A 24,124-nucleotide genomic window follows, 5' to 3' on the forward strand; every position below is an offset into this window, starting at 1 on the left:
GCCCGGTCAGGCGCCGTCCCCGGTGAAGTGCCGCAAGAACGCCCCCGGCCGCTCCAGGAACCCCCGCCAGCTGGCCACCAGATCCAGGTCCCCCCAAGCCACCCGCCCCGCCCCATGATCGCCGACCTCGATGATGTCCGCGCCGGGCACCGACGCCAGGACGGGGGAGTGGGTCGCGCAGATGACCTGCGCCCCCGACCCCCCGAGCCGGTGCATCAGCCCGACGAGCTGGAGGCAGGACGAGAACGACAGGGCGGCCTCGGGCTCGTCCATGAGGTAGAGCCCGGGCTGGCGGAACATCGCGTCCAGGACGGTCAGGAACCCCTCGCCGTGGCTCATCACCGACACGTCGTCCTCCCAGTACCCGGGCATCCCGGACAGGAAGTCGAGGAGCCCGAAGGCGGTCTCGGCGCGCAGGAAGAACCCCTTGCGTTTTGCGCGCGGCCCGGCCTGCATCCGCGCTCCGGCGGCGGTGTAATCCAGGCGCATCACCTCGCCCAGCGGGGTCTTGGCGCGGTCGTTGCCGTACTTGCGCCCGGCGCGCCCGCCCTGGGCGTCCAGGCCCGCCGCCTCGGCGATGGCCTCGACGATGGTCGATTTGCCCGAGCCGTTCTCACCGACGAGGAACGTGACCGGCGCGGTGAACTCCAGGCCCCGCTCGGTCAGCTCACGGACGCAGGGCACGGTGAACGGCCACTCCTGCGCGGCGCGCTCGCCCAGCAGCGCGCCGGGGACGTAGGCGCGTTCGACCAGCATCGGTTCTCCTCAGTCCGGTGGCGCGGGAGCGCCGAAGATCGCCCCACACGCGAGCCGAGCCGGAAGCGCAGGTCAGGCGGGCGGCCCGAGGAGCCCATCGGGGCATTGGCCGAAGGCCCGGAGCACGCGGCGAGGACGAGCACGGACGCCGGCAACAGCCTTCCGAGGATGCGCATCCACTCATCCTCGACGGCGCACCCATGTCCCCGCCACCCCGTCACTCCCCGCCAAGAAGACCCTCCCGGCGGGCGATCGCGGCCGCCTCGGTCCGGCCGCGCGCACCCAGCTTCGTCAAGACCCGCGAGACGTGGACGCCGACGGTGTTGACCGAGATGAACAGGTCCTGCGCGATCTGCCGGTTCCCGCGCCCCTCGGCGACCAGCGCCAGCACATCGAGCTCACGGGCGGTCAGCGCGAAGCGCCCGGGACCATCGTGGGCCGACGGCGTCACGCGCATCCGGCGCGCCAGGTCCTCCGCGCGGGCGGTGACCCCGGCATCGCCCAGCTCGCGGGCGGCGTCGACGGCCTCGCGGACCCGGCGCACCGCGCTCTCCCGGTCGCCCTCACCCCGCGCGGCCTCGGCGGCGGCCAGCAGCGACTCGGCCACCTCACCGGTCACGCCCAGGTCCCGCCAGCACGCGGTCACCGCGTCCCATTCGGCGGCGCTCGCCCCGTCCAGGCGGGCCAGGGTCGTCGCCCGAGCCGCCTGCTGCAGCGGACCGTGCGCGGGAAGCACGGTGGCGCGCTCGCGCCAGAAACCGGCGTCCTCGGCCACCGACGCCGCCGCCGGAAGCAGCAGCCACGGACGCAGGGCCGCCGCCGGTTCACCGGCCTCGGCCAGGACGGGCGCGGCGGAACGTCCACCGTCGCGGGCGATCCGGGCGGCCAGCACGATCCGGTGCGGCAGCAGGATCTCCGGCCTCCCGCCGGGCGCCGCGGCCAGCTCGTCGAGGGCGGCTGTCGCGGCCCCGACATCGCCGCGCGCGAGATCGGTCAGGCCGCGAAGGGCCACCAGGACGCCCCGGTAGAGCGCGGCCGGGTCGGCGGCGAAGGCCTCGTGCAGGGCACGGCGCGCCGGGTCCCAGCGGCCCAGCGCGATGTGGGACTCGACCAGGAACACCGTCAGCATCGGCCCGCGGCTGCGATCCAGACCGTAGCGGCGCGCCAGCGCCAGACCGCGTTCAGCGCTGTCGGCGCAACCACGAAAGTCACCGGCCTCGGCCCGGGCGCGGGCGAGGTAGAAGAGGAGCCCGACATGCAGATCGGGATCCCCGTGCTCGGCGGCCAACGCGGTGGCCTCGGCCAGGACCGGCTCCCACGCGCCGGTCTCACCGCCAAGGGCGAGCCGGATGCCGATGGTGGCCAGGGCGATAACGGTGAGCAGGTGGTCGCCGGTGGCGCGCCCGATGCGCAGGGCCTCACCGGCGGGAGCGTCGACGGCCTCAAGGTCGCCATCGGAGAGGTGGGCCCCGGCGAGACTGGCCAGCGCGTTGCCGCGGGCGTCGCCGGGCAGCAGCCCCAGGGCCTCGCGCAGGTCGGCCAGGCCCTGCCCGTCAATGCGGTAGCGCAGCCGCCCGCGGTGGTCGAGGAAGACCGCGGCCCGCTCCGGCTCGCTCACCCGGTCCAGCTCCGACAGCGCCAGGGACGCCAGGTCGACACCCGTCTGGAACTCACCCGCCCGCGAGCACACCCCGATGGCCGTCTCCAGCACGGCCTGCCTGGACACCCCCAGCATGGCCCCGCTGTCGGGTGCCCACGCGTCGATGACGCGCCGCAGCCACCGCAGCTGCTCGGCGTAGGCATAGGACGCCCCGGCCACCCCCGCCGCCCGCCACGCCCACTCCAGGGCGCGAGCGGAGTCACCGGCGGCCGCCCAATGCTCGGCCAGCGCCGGCGCATGCTCGCCGGGAAGACCGGTGAGAGCGGTGGCGCAGCGGGTGTGGAGGCGGACGCGCTCGCCGGGCAGGAGCCCGTCGTGGACGGCCGTGCGGATCAGCGCGTGCCGGAAGCGGTAGCCGTGCTCGTCGGGTATCAGCAGGGCGCGCTCGATGAGCGGCAGCAGCGGCCCGTCGATCACCGCGTCATCGAGTCCGGTGGTCGCCACCAGCAGGTCGTGGCGGACGCGGACGCCGATGACGGAGGCCGCGCGCAGGATCGCCCGGCTGCGATCGGGGAGCGTGGTGAGCCCGCTCAGGAGCTGCTCGCGCAGCCCCGGCGGCATGCCGTGCCCGGTGCGGTCGAGGCTCTCCACGAACAGCGGGATGCCCTCGCTGCGGCGGTGAACGCGGACCGTCTCGGCCGGGTCGGGCGGGCGGCCGTCGATACCGGTGAGCTGAGCGGCGACCTCCTCGACGGTGAACCGCGCCAGGTCGACGCGGCGCGCGCCGGGTCCCCGGGCCAGGCTCGGCAACAGCGCGCCCAGGTGACCGGCCTCCTCGGCGCGGACGGTGGTCACGATGAGGACGCCCGGGGCGGTGAGGTTGCGGACCACGAAGTGCAGCAGCTCGCGGGTCGCCGAGTCGGCCCAGTGCAGGTCCTCCAGCACGATCACCGTCGGCGCGCTCGCGGCCAGGCCTTCCAGGAACCCCAGGATCTCCTCGAAGAGCCGCCCGCGACCGGCCGCGCCGCCCTCCGGAGTGGCGGCACCCAGGACCGGGAACCACCGCGCGAGCTCACTCGGCCCGCTCGGCAGCAGCGCGGCGGCCCCGGCCGCGCCGAGCTCACGGATCGCCGCGCGCACGACCGTCACGAACGGCGCATAGGGCAGGCCGCCGATCTCCAGGCACTCCCCGGCGAGCAGCCGGGTCCCCACGGGCAGACCGGCGGTGAACTCGGTGAGCAGCCGCGTCTTGCCGATACCGGCCTCACCGGTCACCAGCGCCAGCGCGGGCCCGCCGGCGGTGTCACCGAAGGCCGCCCGCAGTGCGGCGAGCTCGTCGGTGCGGCCGGCGAAAACCTGGCTGAGCGGTGCGTTCACTAGATCATTATCCGGTGGAGGCGAGAAATAACGAGTTCTCGTGATGCGCCTCATGGGGTGTTACGGCGAGGCTTGTGTCATGACAGACAACACCGCCATCAGCCCCTTCACCATCGACGTTCCCCAGGCCGACCTGGACGACCTCGGCTACCGCCTCGACCGCGTCCGCTGGACCTCGGTCCTGCCCGAGGGCGAGTACGGGGTGAGCCTGGACCGCCTCCAGCGTCTGGTCGCCCACTGGCGCGACGCCTTCGACTGGCGGGCCACCGAGGCCGCGATCAACGCCCACCCCCAGTTCACCACCGACATCGACGGCCAGAACATCCACTTCCTGCACGTGCGCTCACCCGAGCCGGGCGCGCTGCCGCTGCTGCTGACGCACGGCTGGCCCGGATCGATCGTGGAGTTCCTGGACGTCATCGGCCCCCTGAGCGATCCCCGCGCCCACGGCGGGGACCCAGCCACGGCCTTCCACCTGGTGATCCCGTCGCTGCCCGGCATGGGCTTCTCGGGCCCGACCACCGCGGCCGGCTGGGGCACCCGGCGCACCGCCGCCGCGTGGGTGACGCTCATGGGCCGCCTCGGCTACGGCGAGCGCTACGGCGTCGCCGGTAACGACGCCGGTTCGATGATCAACCCCGAGATCGCCCGCCTGGACCCCGATCACGTCATCGGCGCCCACGTCACGCAGGTGTGGTCCTTCCCCAGCGGCGACCCGGCCGAGTTCGAGGGCCTGTCCGGTGAGGACATGGCGGCCCTGGGGGTCCTCAAGGACTTCTGGGACAACAAGGGCGCGTTCAACATCGTGCAGTCCCAGCAGCCGCAGACCCTCGCCCACGCGCTGTCCGACTCCCCGGCCGGTCTGCTCGGCTGGCAGCTGCAGCTCTTCGACGACAACCTCGACGACGAGTTCATCATCGCCAACGTCGCCCTCACCTGGTTCACCGGAACCGCCGGGTCGGCTCTGCGCTTCTACCGGGAGGACGCCCTGGACACCGACCGCCCGACCGAGCCCACGACCGTCCCGCTGGGGCTGTCGGCGGCCGCCGAGGGCGACTTCAAGTCGATTCGCCGCTTCGCCGAGCGCGACCACAAGGCCATCACCCACTGGCGGGTCAATGAGGGGGTCTTCGGTCACTACGCCGCCCACACCGCCTCCGATGTCAACATCGGTGACATCCGGGACTTTTTCGCCGAGCTGCGAGGCTGACCCACCCCCTGCGGGTTTCCGGCACCGGGCCGAGGCTATGAAGCCTCGGCCCGGCACTAGGTCACACCAGGTTCCAGGTCCAGCTCTGGACGGTGCCGTTGCAGTCGGAGATGGTCAGGCGCTGCCCGCCGGACAGGTTGCCGCCGGGCACATCGAGGCACCGGCCGGACATCGGGTTGCGCAGGCGGTTACCGTTCGAGCCCTCGTGGATCCAGCGCTGTGAGCCCGTCTGGTTGCAGTCGTAGAGCTGGATGGGAGTTCCGGCCGCGGTGTTGCCGCCGGTGATGTCGACGCACTTGCCGAGGGCACGCAGCTCGAACTGGTTGTTACCGACGGGGACGCGCCGCCATGCCTGGGCGGTGTTCCAGCTGCAGCCGGCGATCTGGATCGGGGTGCCGTTGGCGGTGCCGTAGTCCTTGACGTCGAGGCAGAGCCCGGAGCCGTTGACCTCCCAGCGCAGGCCCTTGTTCAGGTCGTCGATGAAGCGCATCGGCCCATCGCCGCCGCTGGTGCCCAGCCAGTTGAAGGAGATGATGTTCGGCATCCGGCCCACGGTGGCCGGCTCGCAGCGGGTCTTGATGCGGTCGTAGATGGTGCCGTAGTCGTTGGCGTTGGAGATGTTCGTGTGGTGGTTGATCATCAGCAGCTTCTGGAACTTGCCGCGCGCGGGCTGGTTCAGCGGGTCGTAGCCGCCCCGGTTGACGCACTCGTAGCCGTTGTCCCAGTGGTTCTGGACCACGAAGCGGCTCTCCTGGTAGATGCCGTGGTCACCGCGGTCGCCCTGGCTGCTGAAGATCAGCAGCCGCTTGTCGGCGTTGATCATGTCCTGGACCCGCGGCCACCCGTTGCCCTCGACGTTCCACTGGACCGGGTCGAACAGCAGCTCCCGCCAGCCGCCGACCCGGTTGGCCTGCTCGAAGAAGGCGGTCTTGGAGCTGTAGTCCTCCAGGCGCAGGACGAAGATCTCCGACGGGTTGTCGGCGAGGAACCACACGATCTCCATGAAAAGCTCGAAGAACGGCCGCCCGTAGTCGCGCCCGATGCCATCGCCGTGCGCGGTCCAGACACTGCCCTCGTAATCGCGCAGGTCCATCTCGGTGGAGCGGACCCCGTACCCGCGGATCTGGTCTCGCAGTGACCACACCTGGTTCTGCACGACACCACCGATCCCGTCGCTCGGGTTGGCGAAGCCGTTATGGGTGTCCAGCAGCGCGATCTCGTCGAGATGCCGGTTGGCCCACCCCGTCGACGGCGTGGCGGCGGCCGGAGAGGCCGGCACCACGACGATGAAACCGCCGAGGAGCAGGAGAAGAGGAAGTAAAAGTCGTTTCATGCGCGCAACCGTGCCGGGGGAGGGTTGCAATCGGATGCACGGCGGCGCACACGAACCAACCAGGCTCGCGCGGTGGCCTTAGAACATTGATGGTGATTCCGGAGAAGGCGCTCGCCGGCAGTGTGCACCCGGCCGGCGAGCGGGAGGGCTACACCTTGGTCAGGCGCTTGCAGCTCTCCCTGGACTCATAGGAGGGGGCGGCACTCGGGTGAATGCAGATCTCGAACCACACGTTCAGGACCCGGGTCTTCGACCAGGTGTTGATCGGGAGGGGCGTGGGGCTGTCGGTCCAGTCGATCCGTTCCGTCCACCCCGCTCCGCCGGTGTAGTCCCCGTGCACCCACAGTGCCGCCGAGCGCGTCGTGGCGCCCTGGAACCGCTTCGTTCCCTCGTCGACCTTGGCGCTGTAGGAGGAGCCGGTCTTCTCGTAGCAGTAGTGGATGCGCGTCGATGCGGGGCCAGGGCCGATCGACGCCGAGTACGTCCCGCACGTGGCGGCCAGAGCACCGCCGGTCGAGGCCTGTGCGGCAACGGGGGCGAAGATGCCGATGACCATGAGTGTCGCGACGAGAAATGCTCGTCTCATGCGCTTCCCTTCTCTGACGGGTGAGAGGTTCGCTTGCCCGGCCGATGCTTCCAGGCGAGGCCCGGCCGCAAGAGCCCGTCAGTACAAAAGGGACGACGTCCCCACCGCACCGGGACGCACGGGTGACGCCCGGCCACAATGACCCCCATGGCCGCCAAGCGAAAGCCCACCCCCACCGACCGCCAGGCCCTCCTCGACTGGTGGACGACGCTGGCCGCCCCCGGCTTCACCACCCTCCCGCCCCCCGGCATCGCCCGCCAAACCCCGGCCGAAGCCGAAGCCGAAACCCACGACCTCCCGCCGGGCACCTCCTACGCCTACTGGCTCGCCCCCGGCAACACCGCCTTCACCCGCGCAGGAACCCTCACCGACCCCCTGCCCCTCCACTGGCACGGCGACCACACCCTCATCCGAGCAGCCCTCGGCCCAGGCCCGGCCGGATACGCCGTCACCGACGGCGGCCCCCACGCCCCCTTCACCTTCGACCTGCTCACCCCCCACGACGCCGACGGCCTCCCGCACCCCGACGACCGCGCCGGCGTCCGCCAGCTCCTCGCCCGCCTCCACCCCGACACCCCCCTCACCGCACCAGAACACGCCTGGCTCCACGACCGCCTGCGCGACCCGTCCGCCCCCACCACCGCCAACGTCTACATCGGCGTCCTCGACGACCACGGCCACCTCACCCGCGACGACCTCGACCGGCTCCTGGCCACCTGGCGCGCCCACCCCGCCCCCATCCCCTGGTACGGCTGGCAGAACCTCGTCCGCGCCCTCCTGCGCGCCGACCACCCGCAGGCCTGGGACCTCGTCGAGCAGCACCGGCAGAACGCCGCCCGTGTGCTCACCACCGTCCCCAGCCAACGCGGCCTCGACCTTGTGCGCAGCACCGTCCTCGACGACGGGAACCTGCGCGCCATCCCCGCATGGCTGCGCCTGCGCCAGGCCCTCCACGAACCCGACGAGACCGACGCCGCGGCCGCCATCGCCACCGAACTCCAGGGCCACGACCAGGCACTACACGCCCTGGACCGGGCCACCAACCCCGCCGAGGCCCACCCCGACCTCACCGCCTACGAAGGCACCATCGGCGACATCTGGCACCGCTACCGCACCCTCACCCCCACCGACACCACCTGGCTCAAAGCCCGCATCGCCGACCCCACCACCACCCGCCAGGGCCTCGCGGTCTGCCTCGAACTGCTCTACGCCCACGGCCAGGCCACCACCACCGACCTCGACGCCCTCACCACCCGCTGGAAGACCGAACTCGCCAAGAACTACCGCACCACCTACACCGAGTGGCGCCACCCCATCGTCACCCTCACCTGCCTCGCCCACACCCTCGACCACCCCCTCACCGCCGAACTCGACAAGTGGTGGACCCGTCCCACACCCAAATGGAAGGACGACCTCCTCCCACTCACCTGGCTCGCCACCCCCACCGAGGACGCCGCCACACGCCTCTGGACCCACGCCACCTCCGGCGCCCACGACACCGGCCACCTGCTCACCTGGGTCCTCCTGCGCGCCCACCTCGACGACACCCCACCCCGGCACATCGCCGCCGGACTCATCGGCCACCCCGGCGTCCGCGACTACGTCCTCAAACGCGTCCTGATCGCCGCCACCGACCCCGCCCAGCCCCTCTGGCACTACGACGTCGACCCCCGCAGCTGGAGCTGGTGGCGACGCGCCGTCGAACTCGCCGACGACCCCGAGCTCCCCGAACCCGCCCGCGCGCTCGCCCGCAAGATCGCCGCCGACCACTACCTGCTGCGCGACCCCGACCAGGTCACGCCCACACCCACCCCGGCCGAGATCGTCGCGGCGGCCACATGGGCCAAGGGCTGACCGATCGGCGGCCGATGCCAACCTGCCGGGCCGGGCGTTGCGTAAAGAAGGTGCGACAAGTTCCCCATCCGATCCGGAGGCACCCTTGCGCATCACCCGAGCGATACCCGCCCTGGCGGCGGTCACCCTGCTGCTCACCGCCACACCCGCGACCGCCGACCCGGCCACGCCGTCCCCAGTGGACACCGTGACCCTGCCCGGCGGCGACCGGGTCCACCTCAAACCCGACGGCACCTACGCCTTCACCGCCGCCGACGGCCGCGAGAACATCGGCCACCGCGCCGTCCGCGGCCCCGGCGGCGACCTGATCGTCACCCCACTCGACGCCACCGCCGACCCGCGCCGCTACAACGTCAGCGCGCTGGCCCGCGCCGGGCAGCCCGACGCGTCCGCCGCCCCTGAGTCCGCCCTCGCCGCCGTAGCGGAGGACGACGGCGACGGCACCCAGGTCACCGTCACCATCCGCGACCGGCACGGCAAGGTTCCCGACACCGCCTACGGCACGCTCGTCGCCCTCGACGGCTCGGTCTGGGAGTCCTTCGCCGTCGACAGCCGCGGCAGCGCCGTCGTCGCGGTCCCGCCCGGCGACTACGTCATGCTCGCCGACCTCACCGACGAGCCCGAGCCCGGCCGCAAGGGCGAGTACGTGACGATGTCCAAGCGCGTCACCGTCGGCACCACCCCGCTGGCGCTCAACCCGTCGGTCGTGGCGAGCACGCCCGTGGCGGCGGTGACCCAGCGGCCGGGCTCGATCACCGAGCAGTCGATGACCCTGCGCTGGGCGTCCGACGACGTCAGGTTCTCCAACGAGGTGACCCTGAACGGCGACTACCGCGTCTTCGCCCTCCCCGTCACCGACCCGGCGCTGCTGTGGGCTTACCAGCCGACGATCGCCGTCAACGGGAGCGCCGACCTCTACCGCCTGGAGTTCCACGGCACCGGGAAGGTCCCGTTCGGCATGATCCAGCCGGTCCGCGACGCCGATCTGGCCGCCGTCACCGTCGACTACCCCGGATTCGGCACGCCCTTCACCGGCGCGCGTCTCTGCTACTCCCGCTACATCCGCGCCCTCGATATCGGCACCTGCACCAACGAGCGGGTGAACCTGCCCACCAAGCGCACCGAGTACCTGTCCACCAGCCCCGAGACGATCCACGGCTGGGGCCTGGACCTCCGCGACGGCCCCGCCTGGCTCGAATACAGCACCCCGGAGCTGAAGTACACCCCTGGTCCGCACTCACTCGTCCTGTGCGAGGGCCCCGTCGGCTACAGCGTGAGGCCCTTCAGCACCGGCGGCCCCGACAGCGGCCCCACGGGCATGTACCGCAAGGACGACCTCTTCTACTTCAGCTTCGAGCAGCTCGACACCCCCGACGCCGGAACGTTCTACATCAGCGGCGGCAACGAATGGGAGTCGCCGATGAACAACACGATGCTCGTCCTCAAGGACGGCGCCGAGCTCAACCGCATCACCGGCGAGCTCCGCTGGGTCGACACCGGCCTTGAGGAAGGCTCGTCCGGCCGCTACCAGGTCACCATCGACAGCCACCCGACGATGTCCTACCTGGGCGCCGCCACCGCGATGAACCTCGACTGGAGCTTCAACTCCTCGCCGTCTGCCGACCCCGAGGCGATGGTCCCGCTGGCCTTCTCCGCGGTCGTCCTGGACGCCACCGGCGTCCGCGGCCTCACCGCCGACGCCACCACCGACCAGCAGATCACCCTGGACTACGTGTCCCAGGGCGGCGGCATCGACGCCACCGCCCAGACCCTCACCCTGGAACTCTCCTACGACGACGGCGCCACCTGGACCCCCGTCGCCCTCAACCGCAACGGCGACAAGGCCACCGCGACCGTCCACCACCCCACCGGCGCCAAGCACGTGTCGGTGCGCACCAGCGCCACCGACGACCTCGGCTCCGCCATCACCCAGACCACGATCCGCGCCTGGCTCCTGAAGTAACCCCCACCGTGGGCGCCCGCCATGCCCGGCGGGCGCCCACGGCCATGGTTCTCACGCGTGCCGCGTCGGCCGGTAGACCAGCACCTGCGTACGCCCATCGAACGTCCGGCTCTCCAGCAGCTCCAGATCGAAGTCCGCCCAGCCCTCGAACACCGGCCGCAACCCCGTCTGCCCCGTGATCACCGGAAACACCGTCACCTCGACCCGGTCGACCAGCCCCGCGGCGGCCAGCGCCCGGTTCAGCGACAGGCTCGCCTGCGACCGCAACGGCACATCCGACTCCTCCTTGAGCCGCGCGATCACATCGACACCATCACCACCCACCACCGTCGCCCCCGCCCACCCGAGCGGCCCCTGCAGCGTCGAGGACACCACCGTCGCCGGCAGACCCCGCATCCGCGCCACCCACGGATCAACCTCGATGCCCGCCGCGTCGATCTCGGCGAACAACTCCACGTTCTCCCGGAACGTCGTCGCCCCATAGACCATCCGCTGCTCCGGCGCGAGCAACCCCGCCCGGTACTCCAGCAGCTCCGGCCCCTGCTTGCCCCAGTAGCCGCCCCAGTCGCCCCGGTGCGAGCCGAAGCCGTCGAGTGAGGTGAAGACGTCGAAGGTGTACGTGGCGGTCATGATGCGCTCCTCTGCCTGGCTTGCGTCTCACCCCTGCTACGAACGGCCCGGGCCCGATCCGACACACGCCGCCGTGTTCTCTTAGCCGGCCGCGCCGTCCGCGTCCTGCTCCAGACGAGCCGCCCTTGCGTTCAAGTCGGCCGCCTCGGCGTCCCAGTCTGGACCGAAGAGGTAGAGGTCGCCTGCGGCCCTCCTCAGGACAGCCGGATCGTCGGGGCGCTGCAGGCAGAGGAGGCGATAGGCGAGGTTGCGGATCCACACCGGGAGCGCGAGAAGTTCCGCGGCTTGGGTCGAGTCGAGCATCTCGGAGATCTCATCGGGATCGCTGAAGGTGAGGAGCTCGATGAAGTACTGCACCTGCGTCTGCTCGCTGATGTCCCCGGCCAGCTCATGATCGACGAAGAGCCGATGTGCCCGTTCCTTCAGTGGTGCGCGATTCATCTCTGGCCCCCATGGATTCGACCGGTCTGCGGCACACGTAGATCGGGTGCCCGACCCAATCTATCGATGGACCCTCCGACGCCGAGCCGGATTGTGCGTCAGAGTGCCTCGCGTGATCACCGGCGGTGCACGGTGAACGGACCGATGGCGAGCAGGTCGATCGGGCCTGTCTGGAGGCACTCCAAGGCGTGCTCGATCGCATCGGTCCTCGACCCGCCGCCGAAGGCGGTGTTGACCACCAGCGGCTGCCCGGTGCGCTCGTCGAACTCCCGCAGCATGCACCCGTTGAGCGGGTCGTCGACGGTCTGGGCGTGGGTTGTGAGGTCGATCCCGTGCCATCTCTCACAAGTCGGTCTTGGTGAATCAATTCGGGCGGATACGTGGCGTCAAGTTGCCGCTTGTTTGCTGTGTGCGACGTTACATTCGCGATTGATCGCAGTTGGGGGTTGGCTGGCGGAGGTGGGCGTCCGGGGGGAAACGGTTGGGGTGCAGGGGAATGGCTCGATGCTATTGCATCGTGGACAGTCGTAAGTGGATTGTTGACTGTCGATTCCTAATAGGATATACGGCGATGGAGTTCAGAAATATGGGACAGACCCATCGTCATCGAACTTGACAGAATCCTGTCAGTTGCGCAGAGTGGCTGAGCCCATAACTCAGTTCGCATCTTTGGGGTGCCCACCAGTGTCTTCTCGTGGCGTGATTCGTCGTGCCCTCATTCTGAGCATCGTCGTCGTCTTGGCCGTATCTCTCGTCCAAGTCGTTATCGAACCGAGACCTGCTGTCGCAGCAGCGTCCTGTCCTGAAACAATGTGGACTGAGGGCGATGCCGTTGCCGCTGCGGTGAAGTGCGGGAAGCGGGTGGAGGCGCTCTCGCAGCGCACCGAGACATCCGTTGTCTATGCCAACCCCTCCGGCACGTTGACGCTCGAGCAGGCGCTCAAGCCAGAACGGGTCCGTAACGCCGACGGTTCATGGTCCCCCATTGACACCGACCTCGAGAAGAATGCCGACGGCTCCTTCTCGCCGGCATCCGCGACGGTCGGGATGCGCTTCTCCGGCGGCGGCAACACGGTCATCGGATCGATCGACGAGGGTGGCAAGTCCCTCGACCTCGGGTGGACCGCGCCACTGCCCACGCCAGTCGTCGACGGTGCCTCCTTGACGTACCCGGAGGTACTTCCCGGAGTCGACCTGCGCATCGACGTGGAAAGCGCCGGATTCAAGCACCTGCTGGTGGTCAAGACTCCCGAAGCGGCGCGTAACCCGGCGCTCGCCCGCGTTGACTTCCCGGTGCGGGGGCACGAGCTGGCAGTCGTCCGCGACGAGACTGGTGCAGTAGGGGCCGTTGATTCCTCCGGTACCACGGTCTTCGGCGGTCACGTCCCTTACATGTGGGACTCGGCAGTCCCCGGTGAGGCGAGCAAGGCGAGCACCAACGGCCTCCGCTCGGCTGCACCACAGCCCAGCACGAAGACCGCGCCGATCGGTGTGGAGATCGCCGACGGAAACGTCACGGTCATCCCCGACCAGAAGGTGCTCACCGGTGCCGGCACCGTCTTCCCGGTCATGATCGACCCTCCTTGGTCCTCGTCCCGACTGCATTACACGACGCTGGCATCCCATCAGTCCGCGCCGTTCTATGACCAGCCCCTGGCGGCGAGCGACAACGCGGACAAGGGCGAGATCAAGGTCGGAAATTCGGGCGAAGGATTCAAGGTCCGCCAGATCTTCAACATGAACCTGTCCACGGTTCGCAGCAAGAAGGTGCTCAAGGCGATCTTCTCGATCACCCACACCTGGACCTGGACCTGGTGCTCCTCCAACAGCCCCATCGAGATCTGGCAGACCAACGACTTCACCTCAAAGTCGGTCTGGGGGAACTCGCCGAACACTGACGGCTGGCTGAGCAAGCTCGGCTCGTCCAAGCAGGCTCGCGCCGTTGGTAAGGAATGCGGAATCGACCCGCTTGAGTTCGACGTGACCTCGAAGGTGGCGTCGGTCGCCGGCGGCGGCGCGGACCACATCAACCTCGGGCTGCGCGCGACAGACGAATCGACGCCTGATGGATGGCGCCGATTCAAGCTGGACCCGAAGATCTACATCGAATACAACACCCCGCCCGTGGTCCCCACCAACCTGCAGCTTCGCGCGGGTGCCGGGAACATGGTCCCGTGCACCGCTTCCGAGGTGTGGGTCAACACCCGGACCCCCTCGTTCTCCGCAGTCGTCTCGGACCCCGATGACAACACGCTGACCGCCGGACTCGCGTGGACGACGCCCGGTGGCGCCGTCACCCCCTCGCAGACCCTGACGGCCACAGCGACCTCGGGTCGCAGCGCCGAAGCGACGGTTCCGAGTGGTACACCTCTGACGGCCGGAGATGGGAACATCGGCGGCCATTACGAGCTGCTCGCCAATGCCAAGGACAAGTACTCCACGTCCGCCTGGTCGCCACGTTGTAAGTTCGGTGTCGACGTGACGGCCCCGGGAACACCCGGCGGAGTGAGTTCCAGCGACTACCCTGCGGACACCACCCCGCGCTACGGCGTTGGATACACCGGCTCCTTCAGCATCGCGGCGCCCACTGATCGGCCTGAGGACGTGGCGACCTATCTGGTCACGGTCAACCAGACCGACCCCGGCGCGGGCTATGTCGTCAACGCCAGCGGTACCAGCGCAGCGACGCCCTTCGCGGCAACACCGACGCAGGAGGACGCCAACGTCATCAGGGTCTGGGCGCGAGATCGAGCGGGCAACCTGTCCGACAGCAACCCCAGTACGCCGATTCCGGACCCGCTGACCTACACGTTCAAGGTCGGCGTTGGCGCCGACCCGATCGGTGAGTGGAACTTCGACACCCGCGGTCCGGCCGGTGAGATCCCGGACAGCATGCCCGGTGAGCCCAAGCACCCGCTTACACCGAACGGTGCGCCGATCCAGGTATCTGGCCGCCTCGTCTACGACTACGCCGGTGGATTCAACGGCAATGGTGGATACCGCACCGCCGCCCCGGTGCTCGACACCTCCAAGAGCTTCACGGTCTCGGCCTGGGCTCGACTGGCGAACCCCAACACCAACGCGACGATCCTCAGCCAGGCGGGACAGGCGGTACCGGCCTTCTACTTGAACTACAACAAGGCGAACAACAGGTGGTGGTTCACCACCACGGCATCCGATGTCGCCTCGCCGACCTGGTACGACACCAAGTCATTGAAGGAACCGCGCATCGGTGCCTGGACTCACCTCGCGGGCGTCTACGACGCTGGAAACAAGACGATCTCCCTGTACGTCGACGGTGAGCTCCAGATGACGACGAGCCGCCCGACCGCGTTCAACGCGACCGGCCCGCTGGCCGTGGGGCAGGCATATGCCGTCAAGGACGGCACATCGTGGTCGTACATGAACGGTGACATCGACACCGTCAAGGTCTGGGATCGCGCCCTTCGTGGGGATCAGATCAAGGCCAAGGCCCTTGAGCCCACCCAGCAGGCTCGCTGGGGCCTTGATGAGGACGGTAGAAACACCGCCAAGAGCGCCGCTGATCCGCTTGCCCTGGGAACGGGCATGTCGATCCCCGACAAGGCGCTGGAGACGACCGGTGCCGGCTGCGCCACCACTAACAGCCCGGTGTTGTGGACAAACTCGTCCTTCTCTGTCGCGGCGTGGGTGCGGCTGTCCGACAAGAGCGACTACCGAAACGTGATCACCCAAACCGGCCAGAACCGTCCGGGTTTCTATATTCAGTACAACAAGACCGTCGACCGGTGGCGCTTCACCATGGCGACCTCCGATACCCAGGCGACGAGCTTCCTGAGCATCGACTCGAAGGAGCCGGCAAAGCTGAACACGTGGACGCATCTGACTGCCACGTTCAACGCTGGCTCTGGAGAAATGCGGCTGTATGTGAACGGTGCCGACAGCGGTGTCCCCGTCGTTGATGGAAAGCCACTCGCCAATACGGCGCCGTGGCACGCGCCTGGTCCTCTGAAGGTCGGATGCGCCTCCACGCTCCTGGAGAAGGTCGACTACCAGAAGTTCGTGGGCGCCATCGATGACGTCCATGTGTACGCCGGAGTGCTGGCCGCGACGGGTACGAGTTCGGTGATCAGCACTATGATGGCCACACGGCACAATCTCGATTGGGATGTCACTCCGACGGTCCGCCGGGACCTGACGCTTGGCTACACTACCGACGGCGGCGGCATGTCGCTGCTGACGGGGCAGCGGCCGACCAATGGCACGGCCTGGGACATCAACACCGGCTGGACCTCGCCCGACGGCAGTTACCTGAGCGACAACACGATCGTTGCTGCCGGGGACTTCACCGGTGACGGCACGGCCGATGCCGCGATCAGCAAGGCTCTCGGCGATGGCACGACCGAGCTACGTCTGCTCACCCGTGACAATGGCCCACTGACCGATGCCGGAACCCCGGTCGTCATCCAGTCCGAGTGGAACCCCGCGACGACGCGACTGGTGGCCGCCAACATCGATGGGAGCGGTCCGGCCGAACTCCTCGTGGTCCGGGACGCGGGCAACTGCCAGACCGAGGTCGGCGTGTACCCGTCGAACGGCACCGGATTCGACACACCGCTGTTGGACCCGCGGGTCGCCCCGGTGTGCTTCAACGAAGTCCAGACCACCGTCGGTGACCTCGACGCCGATCGTGCCAGCGATCTGATCATGCTCCACCGCACGGCTACCGGAGTCGAGCTGCTGTCCTGGCGTGGAAGCAGCAGCTACGCCGTCGACCTGCCGGTGACGCTATGGGCCTCGCCGTCCTGGACATTCGGCGCCACCCGACTCGTCGGTGTCTCGGATGTGACCGGCGACAAGCGCGATGATGTGGTCGTCATGCGTGACCTCGGTGGCAACAACTTCACGTTCGAGGTGCTCAACGGAATTCCCGTCCAGACGCCCGAGGGCATCGTGGGTGGGCTCGCTGCACCAGTCAAGTGGTGGGACAGCCCGGCCTCGGCTGCGATGAACCTCAGCACCGGGAAGCAGCTCTTGCTCGACGTCGACCTCGACGGTGACGCAGACCTGGCGATGCTGTGGCCCAAGCCCGGCGGTGGTACGCAGCTGCTCTACCTCACTGCGAGCGGAGCGAAGTTCACCGGCGGCCCGTCGTGGATCCAGCTCTACGACTCCGGTACCAAGCCACTCGACATCACTCGCCTCACGGTCGCCTGACCGCCCAACCTGCCCAAAGCTCGTTTCGGAGGACCCCTGTGCCCGAAAAGCGTCTTCGACGACGTCTGTCCACACCCGCCCGCCGACGCCTGAGGCGCATGAGAGTGCGTGCCCTCATTGCACCGAAGATCTCGCTGCCGGTGATGTCGCTGTTGCTCATCGTGGGATTGCTCCCTTACGTCGGCTCGGCCCTAGGCGACCTCTTCGAACCCAAGCCGGGCAACGAGCAGGAGTCGGTGCCCGGCGAGGACGCTCCAGTCGGGGAGACCGGTCCCGATGAGCTGGCCGGGTCTCGCCGGACTGAGGCCGGGCCGGCGGCCTGGCCGGCGGGCGGGAAGGCCACGGTTGATCTGCCCTCAGATGGATCACGGGTACGCGCAGGAGACCTACCGATCTACTTGCGTGCAAAGGACGGTGCTGCGAGCACCGCGACGATTGAGCTCCGGGATCACGGCACTACGCAGTCCCTCGGCGTTACCGGTCTGCTGATGGACGTCCAGTCGCAGCGCGATGTCGAGGTCACCGTGGACTATCGCGCCTTCTCCGGCGCGGTTGGCGGCGACTGGTCGCGGCGGCTGGCCGTCGTCCGGCTGACCGGCTGCCCTGTGTCGGCCGTCGTCGGGTGCACCTCCGAAGTGCTGCCGTCAGAAAACAACGCGAACTCACGCGCTCTGAGCACGACTCTCGCCGCGGCTGCCGCGCCCCAGACCCTGGCGGTCACCGCGGAGACGTCCGGCGACTCTGGAACGTTCGCCGCCTCATCGCTCAAGCCCTCCGATTCCTGGCGTGCGGGTACCGCCACCGGTGACTTCGGCTGGACGTACAACGTTGATCTCCCACCGAGCATCAACGGTCCTACGCCGGGCATCAAACTGTCGTACTCCTCGGCGGCGGCCGATGGGCAGACGGCGTCGACGAACAACCAGCCGTCATGGGTCGGATCGGGCTTCGACTACAGCACCGGCTACATCGAGCGAACCTACAAAGGCTGCGTCGACGACACCGAAGGCTCGAACAACTCCACCAAGACCGGTGACCTCTGCTGGAGCGGCGACGAAATCGTCACACTTCGGCTTGGCGGCTCGGCCGCACAGCTGATCAAGGACGGGAAGACCTGGCGTCCCCGTACCGAAGACGGATCTCGCATCGAACAGCTGACGAACAAGGACTGGGCCAACGGCGACAACGATGGCGAGTACTGGCGCGTCACCACCCCGAACGGCACCCAGTACTACTTCGGCCGCAACCAGCTCCCGGGATGGACGACCGGCGCGGCCGTCACCAACTCGACCTGGACCGTCCCCGTCTTCGGCAACCACACCGGCGAACAGTGCCATGCCGATGCGTTCAGCTCGTCGTGGTGCGACCAAGGATGGCGCTGGAACCTCGACTACGTCGTCGACGTGCACGGCAACACCATGTCGCTGTGGTACGACAAGGAGATCGACCGGTACGGGCGCAACAACGACGCCAACGCCGTCTCGACCTACGATCGCGGCGGATACGTCACCCGCATCGACTACGGGACCCGCTCGACCACGAGCTACGGCACCGCTCCCACACAGGTGTTCTTCGACGTCGCCGACCGCTGCCTCGAAGGCAAGGCCTGCGACCCGACGAAAAAGGAGAACTGGGCGAACTGGCCCGACACTCCCTGGGACCTGAACTGCAAGACCGCTCCATGTGCAGGTAAGACGAGCCCCGCGTTCTTCACGACGAAGCGTCTAGCCAAGATCACCTCCAAGGTGAATCTCACCACCGGCACGCAAGTCGTGAACACTTACGCACTACGGCACGCCTACATCGAGCCCGGCGACGGCACGCGCGCAGGTCTCTGGCTGGAGGGCATCACCCGAACCGGCTACCTCAACGGCTCGACCATCACCGTCCCTGAGGTGACCTTCAAGGGCGTACAGCTGAACAACCGAGTGGACGGCGTGGACAACGCCCCGCCGATGAACTGGCCCCGCCTGCGCCGCATCGGACTGGAGACCGGCGGCGAGATCGTCGTTGACTACTCCGACCGCGATTGCACCCCTGCGACTCTGCCGGCCAAGGCGGAGACGAACAACAAGCGCTGCTACCCCATCTACTGGACCCGTCCCGGCCAGGTCAACGCCAAGGTCGACTGGTTCCACAAATACGTGGTCAACGCGGTCTACTCCAGCGACCCGTACGGCAACGCGACCTCACAGATGGTGACCCGATACGAGTACCTCGGTGACCCCGCCTGGCGGCGCGCCGAGGAGAACGGCCTCACCCCGAAGGACAAGCTCACCTACAGCGACTGGCGCGGCTACGAACGAGTCCGCACGATCATCGGCCAGAACGGCGATGAGATGAAGTCCGAAGTCCTCTACATGCGAGGCATGGACGGCGACATCCTCCCAGGCGGCTCCACACGCAGCGTCCAGGTCACCGACTCCCAGGGCAAGAAGGTGACCGACTCCAACTGGTTCGCCGGGATGAGCCGCGAGGAGACCATTTACAACACCGACGACGGAAGCGTCGTCAGCTCCACCATCAGCGATCCATGGGCAAGCGCGCCAACGGCGACACGCAAAATCGGCGACACCACCGTGACGGCACGCTACATCTCCACCGATGGAAGCTGGATCCGTACGATGCTCGACGGTGGCCGGGCTCCCCGTGTCACCGGCAAGACCATGAAGTTCAATGACCGCGGCCAGCCCTACCAAATCCATGATCTCGGGGATCTGGCGGTCGCCGGCGACGATAAGTGCACGACGACGACGTACATCGAGAACACCAGCGCCTGGATTCGTGACCTGCCGCAGGAGGTCACGACCACTGCGCTCCCATGCGGCACGAACCCGGCCAAGCGCGATGACGTCATCTCGGTGGAACGCAGCCTCTATGACGGGTTGGCCTACGGGGCCACCCCCACCAAGGGCCTCATCACCGAAGGTCAGCTGGCCAGCGACTGGTCTGCGGCGAGCGGTGCGACCTTCAAAACGAAGGCAAAGACCCAGTACGACACGCACGGGCGTGTGACCAAGTCGTGGGATGTACTCAACAGGCCGACGACCACTGTCTACACGCCGACCAGCGGTGGACCCGTGACGAAGATCGTGACGATCAACGCCGCGAACCACCCCACGACGACTGTGACCGATGGCGTGTTCGGCCTGCCCGTGACGGTCACCGACGCCAACTCCAAGACGACCCAGTACGCATACGACGGGCTCGGGAGACTCATCAAGGGGTGGACGCCCGGGCGCGCCAAGACCGACACACCCGATGTCGAGCACGACTACATCCTCAAAGCCGGAACGGCTCCCGCGGTCGGTACCAAGAAGTTGCTGTGGAACGGCAAGGCCGCGACCGCGTACACCATCTATGACGGTCTCGGCCGCGAACGCCAGACACAGTCTCCCTCACCTGCCGGTGGGCGCGTCCTTACGGACGTCTTCTACAACACCGCTGGCAAGGTGGTCCTGCGTTACGGCGCCTACTACAACAGTGACAAGCCCAGCACGACACCCTTCACCGCGACGGATGGCACGCTCGTTCCGAACCAGCACGCCACCGGCTACGACGGTGCAGGCCGCCTCACCGCCGACATCTTCCAGCCCTTCGGGAAGGAAGCCTGGCGGGCCAGCACGATCTATCACGGTGACAGCGAAGACTCGGTTCCTCCCGCAGGCGGGTCTGCCATCACAACGATCAAGGACGCGCTTGGACGCGCCACCGAGATCCGCTACTACGACGGCTCGTCCCTGACCGCCTCCTACATTGCCACGCGCTACGGATACGACTCGCAAAACCGGATCCGCAGCGTCACCGATGCTGCCGGGAACCAGTGGAAGTACACCTACGACTTCCGCGGCCGGATGGAGATGACCGAGGACCCCGACAAGGGCAAGTCCGTCATGACCTATGACGACGCCGGCCGCCTCCTGACCACCACCGACGACCGCGGCACAACACTGGCGACCACTTGGGACGCACTCGACCGCAAGACGAGTGTTCGCCTGGGATCGGCGACGGGGACCGAACTCGCGAAATGGGTATACGACACCGTCGCCAAAGGACAGCTGACCTCCTCCACCAGCTTCCACGACGGTGCGGCATACGTGAAAGCCGTGCAGAAGTACGACAACGCGTATCGCCCGCTGCAGAGCTCGGTCACCATCCCCACTGCCGAAGGCAACCTCGCGGGTACCTACACGACCTACCAGTCCTACTTCGCCGACGGCACGCCACAAACCACGACGCTACCGGCGATGGGAGGCCTTCCTGAGGAGCTCCTCCAGTACGTCTACGACGACTACGGGCTCCCCAAGCAGCTGGTAAGCGACCAAACGACCGGCGGCCACTACGTGACCGACACACGCTATGACGCACTGTCGGCCGTCACTCAGTTCACGCTCGCCGAAGACGCCCAAGGATCGAAGCGGCTCTACCGCAACTTCACCTACGAGCCCGGAACGAACCGGCTGGCCTCCAGCTCGACCTCTCGTTCGACCGGCACCCCGAACGTCCTGTCAGAGATCAAGTACACCTACGACGCCACAGGCAACGTCCTCTCCATTGGCGACACGCCGGCGGAGAACTCGGCAGCCGATGACGTGCAGTGCTTCAAGTACGACGGCTACCGACGCCTCAAGACCGCTTGGACCAGCAACGCCAAGACCTGCGGCGACAGCGCGACCAAGGAGGACGTGGGCGGAACGGCACCGTACTGGCAGTCCTGGACCTTCGACTCTGTGGGCAACCGACTGAGCGAAACCGACCACCTCAACGGCTCGGAGACCATCTACAGCCGTGAGGGGGCCGACAAGACCCGCGCCCATGCGGTGGCCACCGCCAAGACCACCATGGCGAGCGGCAGCAGCAAGACCGACGTGTACGGGTACGACGAAATCGGCAACACCATCAGCCGAGCTTCTGCGCAGGGACAGCAGAAACTCACGTGGAACCCAGAAGGACGTCTCGATACGCTGACCGTTGCGGCCAAGACGACCTCCTTCGTCTACGACGCCGATGGAGCACGACTCGTCCGCACCGACCCCGACGGGTCGAAGAAGCTGTTCCTCGGAGACACCGACCTCACCTCCTCCAAGGGCGCCAGCGTCGTGACGGGCAACCGTTACTACTCCTGGAACGGGCAGACGGTCGCGGTCCGGGCTTCGAACGGCAAACTCACCTGGCAGGTCTCCGATCACCACGGAACCGCGAGCCTGTCGGTCGACGCCGCGACCCTCTCCTTCACCTACCGGCGAACCACTCCGTATGGCGAGGACCGAGGCGCCTCCGCGGCGAACTGGCCTGACGCGCGCGGTTTCCTCGGCGGAGAGCAGGACTCCAGTGGCTTGACCCACATCGGGGCACGCGAGTACGACCCCAACCTGGGGAGCTTCATCTCCGTCGACCCGCTGATCGACCCTGCCGATCCTCAGCAACTGCACGGATACCTGTACGCCAACGGCAATCCCGTTACCTTGAGCGATCCCACCGGTCTTTCGCCTAATGGAGTTGGCGGTATCGTTGTAGGGAAGGTCCAAGGGGTATTTGTTCGATACAATGGAGATGGTCCGAAGCCGCCACCGGGTGCGCCAACTGGAAATGGCTGGGACTGGTTCCTTGGAGTAAGTGGAAAAACTACCTATACCGAGGGTGGCATTACCACCGTCATTTGGTACTCGGAATGGTGGTGGTGCAACGCCGATAGTAGTGTCTGTGCGGGTCAAGTTCAGGAAGACGGCACGGCGGCTGTCATCACATTCACCACCACGGACAAGGTCAGTAGGTTTGTTGCACCCACACCTTATGGTCCATACGCTCCGGGTAAAGAGCCGAGCACACCGAAGCCGCAGCCGGGCTGCTACAGCGATGGCAACGGTGGGTCATTCGTCGTCAACGACGATGGCTCCACAGTTCAGAACGCTCCCCCGGAGGCCGCACAGCCACCGCCAACCTGTGGTTTCTGGGACTTCAAGTGCGGCTGGAACGATCCAACAGCATGGTGGCGCGGAAACAAGGCTTGGGTTTCCGGCGGTGTGGCGGTCATCGGCGCTGGAACCTGCCTGTTCACGGCAGGTGTCGGCTGTGCGGCAGTCGGATGGGCAGGTCTTCTAACAGCAGCAGCCGATAAGGGCATGGACGCCCTAGATAACTACAACTACTATGGCTACAGTGCGGCCGGAGCTTTCGCTTCATGGGGTCTGTCAATGAGTATCGATGTCGGACTCATGGCTATCCCAGGTGCACGAATGCTTCCTGGTGAGCTCGCGAAGGCGGGCTATAAGAACGCCGCGCACACCTTCTCAGTGGCGAACGAATTTGTGCCGCTTGCGGCTCAGCTGAGTACGGCGTCCGGAGTGAACAGATTCGCAGCCAGGAATATTTTCGATGCTACTATGTTGTCCGGTGGCATATCGGATACGCCGCTGAACACGGCACTCGCCCCGCAGAACTGGTGGCGACCGAATTAGGGAGGGGCCCATCATGGCGAGGCCAGCCGGAACCGCAGGAAACTTCTATGACATGGTGCAGTGGTTCCGGCGTAGGCCTCCGAGGTGGCGCTATCCGCTCATGTTGGCCGCGCTTCTCCCCGGTGTCGGAGCTATGTTGTTCGTAGCGCTCAATAATCCGACGTCATTCGGCCAGTTGTTGCTTGTGGCAATACCGATGATCTTCTCGCTCGTGATGCTCGTAGTTTCCATCCTGGTGTTGATGAGCTACGCGGGAATCGGGTATCGATACGACGACTAGTCTGACGGGTTGTGCGTACGTTGAGAGTTGTCGTTAATTGGCTACTTTCGCGTATTTCAGTCCGATGGACGTGCTTTCGAGCGTCGGAGTTTTGGCCTTAGCTGGAACGTCTCCTACCCAAGGTGGCCATGGTTCACCCAATTTATTGGGTGAACCATGGCCACCTTGCCATACCCTTTCGAAAGCGTCTCTGGAGGCGGCCGCAGAAAAGACACGGACTGCATGAGTTCGTTGAGGCTGTAGGCGACGCCAGCATGAGACGGTGGTTGGTTACGTCGGCATTTGGTCGCTTCAGCCTTCCCCACAAGTGTCCAAAGACAGGCCCGCCATTGATCGTGATCTAGTGTCGCCACGGCCGTGTTGTGAGCGCTGTCTTGCCTCAAGTGATCGATTGCCTCTCCCCACCGACGTCGATATTGGGGGTCCACTGCCTTACTTGG

At 67.3% G+C, this 24,124-nt stretch carries 12 protein-coding genes; 5 read left to right on the forward strand and 7 right to left on the reverse strand.

Annotated elements, in window-relative coordinates; genetic code table 11:
* Positions 1–6: 6 nt before the first annotated feature.
* Together QSK10_RS15160 and QSK10_RS15165 are read right to left on the reverse strand one after the other, a co-directional pair.
* Positions 7–756 carry an AAA family ATPase gene (locus QSK10_RS15160; protein ID WP_285663445.1) on the reverse strand — a complete coding sequence of 250 codons (750 nt, stop codon included), beginning with the start codon at positions 754–756 and terminating at the stop codon, positions 7–9.
* Positions 757–973: 217 nt separating this feature from the next.
* Complete coding sequence (locus tag QSK10_RS15165) at positions 974–3,733, reverse strand: ATP-binding protein (RefSeq protein WP_285663446.1); 2,760 nt, start codon at positions 3,731–3,733, stop codon at positions 974–976.
* 79 nt (positions 3,734–3,812) lie between these two features.
* Between QSK10_RS15165 and QSK10_RS15170 the strand changes: the two genes are divergently transcribed.
* On the forward strand, positions 3,813–4,943 hold the full coding sequence (locus tag QSK10_RS15170) for an epoxide hydrolase family protein (protein WP_285663447.1): 1,131 nt from the start codon (positions 3,813–3,815) through the stop codon (positions 4,941–4,943).
* Between the two features lie 61 nt (positions 4,944–5,004).
* Here the strand turns inward: QSK10_RS15170 and QSK10_RS15175 are convergent, their stop codons facing one another.
* Together QSK10_RS15175 and QSK10_RS15180 are read right to left on the reverse strand one after the other, a co-directional pair.
* On the reverse strand, positions 5,005–6,276 hold the full coding sequence (locus QSK10_RS15175) for a ricin-type beta-trefoil lectin domain protein (RefSeq protein ID WP_285663448.1): 1,272 nt from the start codon (positions 6,274–6,276) through the stop codon (positions 5,005–5,007).
* 148 nt (positions 6,277–6,424) lie between these two features.
* Positions 6,425–6,862 (reverse strand): hypothetical protein, encoded by a 438-nt coding sequence (locus QSK10_RS15180; RefSeq protein ID WP_285663449.1) that lies wholly within the window; start codon positions 6,860–6,862, stop codon positions 6,425–6,427.
* A 147-nt stretch (positions 6,863–7,009) separates the two neighbouring features.
* On the opposite strand from QSK10_RS15180, the gene QSK10_RS15185 reads away from it, so the two are divergent.
* Positions 7,010–8,716 (forward strand): hypothetical protein, encoded by a 1,707-nt coding sequence (locus QSK10_RS15185; RefSeq protein WP_285663450.1) that lies wholly within the window; start codon positions 7,010–7,012, stop codon positions 8,714–8,716.
* Between the two features lie 85 nt (positions 8,717–8,801).
* Positions 8,802–10,679, forward strand: a complete 1,878-nt coding sequence (locus QSK10_RS15190; protein WP_285663451.1) for a hypothetical protein — start codon at positions 8,802–8,804, stop codon at positions 10,677–10,679.
* A 51-nt stretch (positions 10,680–10,730) separates the two neighbouring features.
* Here the strand turns inward: QSK10_RS15190 and QSK10_RS15195 are convergent, their stop codons facing one another.
* The 3 genes from QSK10_RS15195 to QSK10_RS15205 all read right to left on the reverse strand — a co-directional run bounded on the left by QSK10_RS15195 (position 10,731) and on the right by QSK10_RS15205 (position 12,118).
* Positions 10,731–11,309 (reverse strand): dihydrofolate reductase family protein, encoded by a 579-nt coding sequence (locus tag QSK10_RS15195; RefSeq protein ID WP_285663452.1) that lies wholly within the window; start codon positions 11,307–11,309, stop codon positions 10,731–10,733.
* A gap of 81 nt (positions 11,310–11,390) precedes the next feature.
* A complete protein-coding gene (locus QSK10_RS15200; RefSeq protein WP_285663453.1) occupies positions 11,391–11,750 on the reverse strand; it encodes a hypothetical protein in 360 nt (119 codons plus the stop codon).
* A 116-nt stretch (positions 11,751–11,866) separates the two neighbouring features.
* Positions 11,867–12,118: a carbamoyltransferase C-terminal domain-containing protein gene (locus QSK10_RS15205; protein ID WP_349497697.1), complete on the reverse strand. Its 252-nt coding sequence runs from the start codon at positions 12,116–12,118 to the stop codon at positions 11,867–11,869.
* A gap of 442 nt (positions 12,119–12,560) precedes the next feature.
* On the opposite strand from QSK10_RS15205, the gene QSK10_RS15210 reads away from it, so the two are divergent.
* On the forward strand, positions 12,561–16,946 hold the full coding sequence (locus tag QSK10_RS15210) for a LamG-like jellyroll fold domain-containing protein (RefSeq protein WP_285663454.1): 4,386 nt from the start codon (positions 12,561–12,563) through the stop codon (positions 16,944–16,946).
* Between the two features lie 104 nt (positions 16,947–17,050).
* Positions 17,051–23,404: an RHS repeat-associated core domain-containing protein gene (locus tag QSK10_RS15215; RefSeq protein ID WP_285663455.1), complete on the forward strand. Its 6,354-nt coding sequence runs from the start codon at positions 17,051–17,053 to the stop codon at positions 23,402–23,404.
* Positions 23,405–24,124 lie beyond the last annotated feature (720 nt).

Origin of the sequence: Actinorhabdospora filicis (genome assembly GCF_030269765.1) — a bacterium.
In the GTDB taxonomy this organism is placed as follows: domain Bacteria; phylum Actinomycetota; class Actinomycetes; order Mycobacteriales; family Micromonosporaceae; genus Actinorhabdospora; species Actinorhabdospora filicis.

Excerpts from the sequence above, each read along its gene's own strand:
- QSK10_RS15170 (WP_285663447.1), top strand. The coding sequence starts at position 3,813 with ATGACAGACAACACCGCCATCAGCCCCTTCACCATCGACGTTCCCCAG.
- QSK10_RS15200 (WP_285663453.1), bottom strand. The coding sequence starts at position 11,750 with ATGAATCGCGCACCACTGAAGGAACGGGCACATCGGCTCTTCGTCGAT.
- QSK10_RS15175 (WP_285663448.1), bottom strand. The coding sequence starts at position 6,276 with ATGAAACGACTTTTACTTCCTCTTCTCCTGCTCCTCGGCGGTTTCATC.
- QSK10_RS15185 (WP_285663450.1), top strand. The coding sequence starts at position 7,010 with ATGGCCGCCAAGCGAAAGCCCACCCCCACCGACCGCCAGGCCCTCCTC.
- QSK10_RS15160 (WP_285663445.1), bottom strand. The coding sequence starts at position 756 with ATGCTGGTCGAACGCGCCTACGTCCCCGGCGCGCTGCTGGGCGAGCGC.
- QSK10_RS15195 (WP_285663452.1), bottom strand. The coding sequence starts at position 11,309 with ATGACCGCCACGTACACCTTCGACGTCTTCACCTCACTCGACGGCTTC.
- QSK10_RS15210 (WP_285663454.1), top strand. The coding sequence starts at position 12,561 with ATGTGGACTGAGGGCGATGCCGTTGCCGCTGCGGTGAAGTGCGGGAAG.
- QSK10_RS15180 (WP_285663449.1), bottom strand. The coding sequence starts at position 6,862 with ATGAGACGAGCATTTCTCGTCGCGACACTCATGGTCATCGGCATCTTC.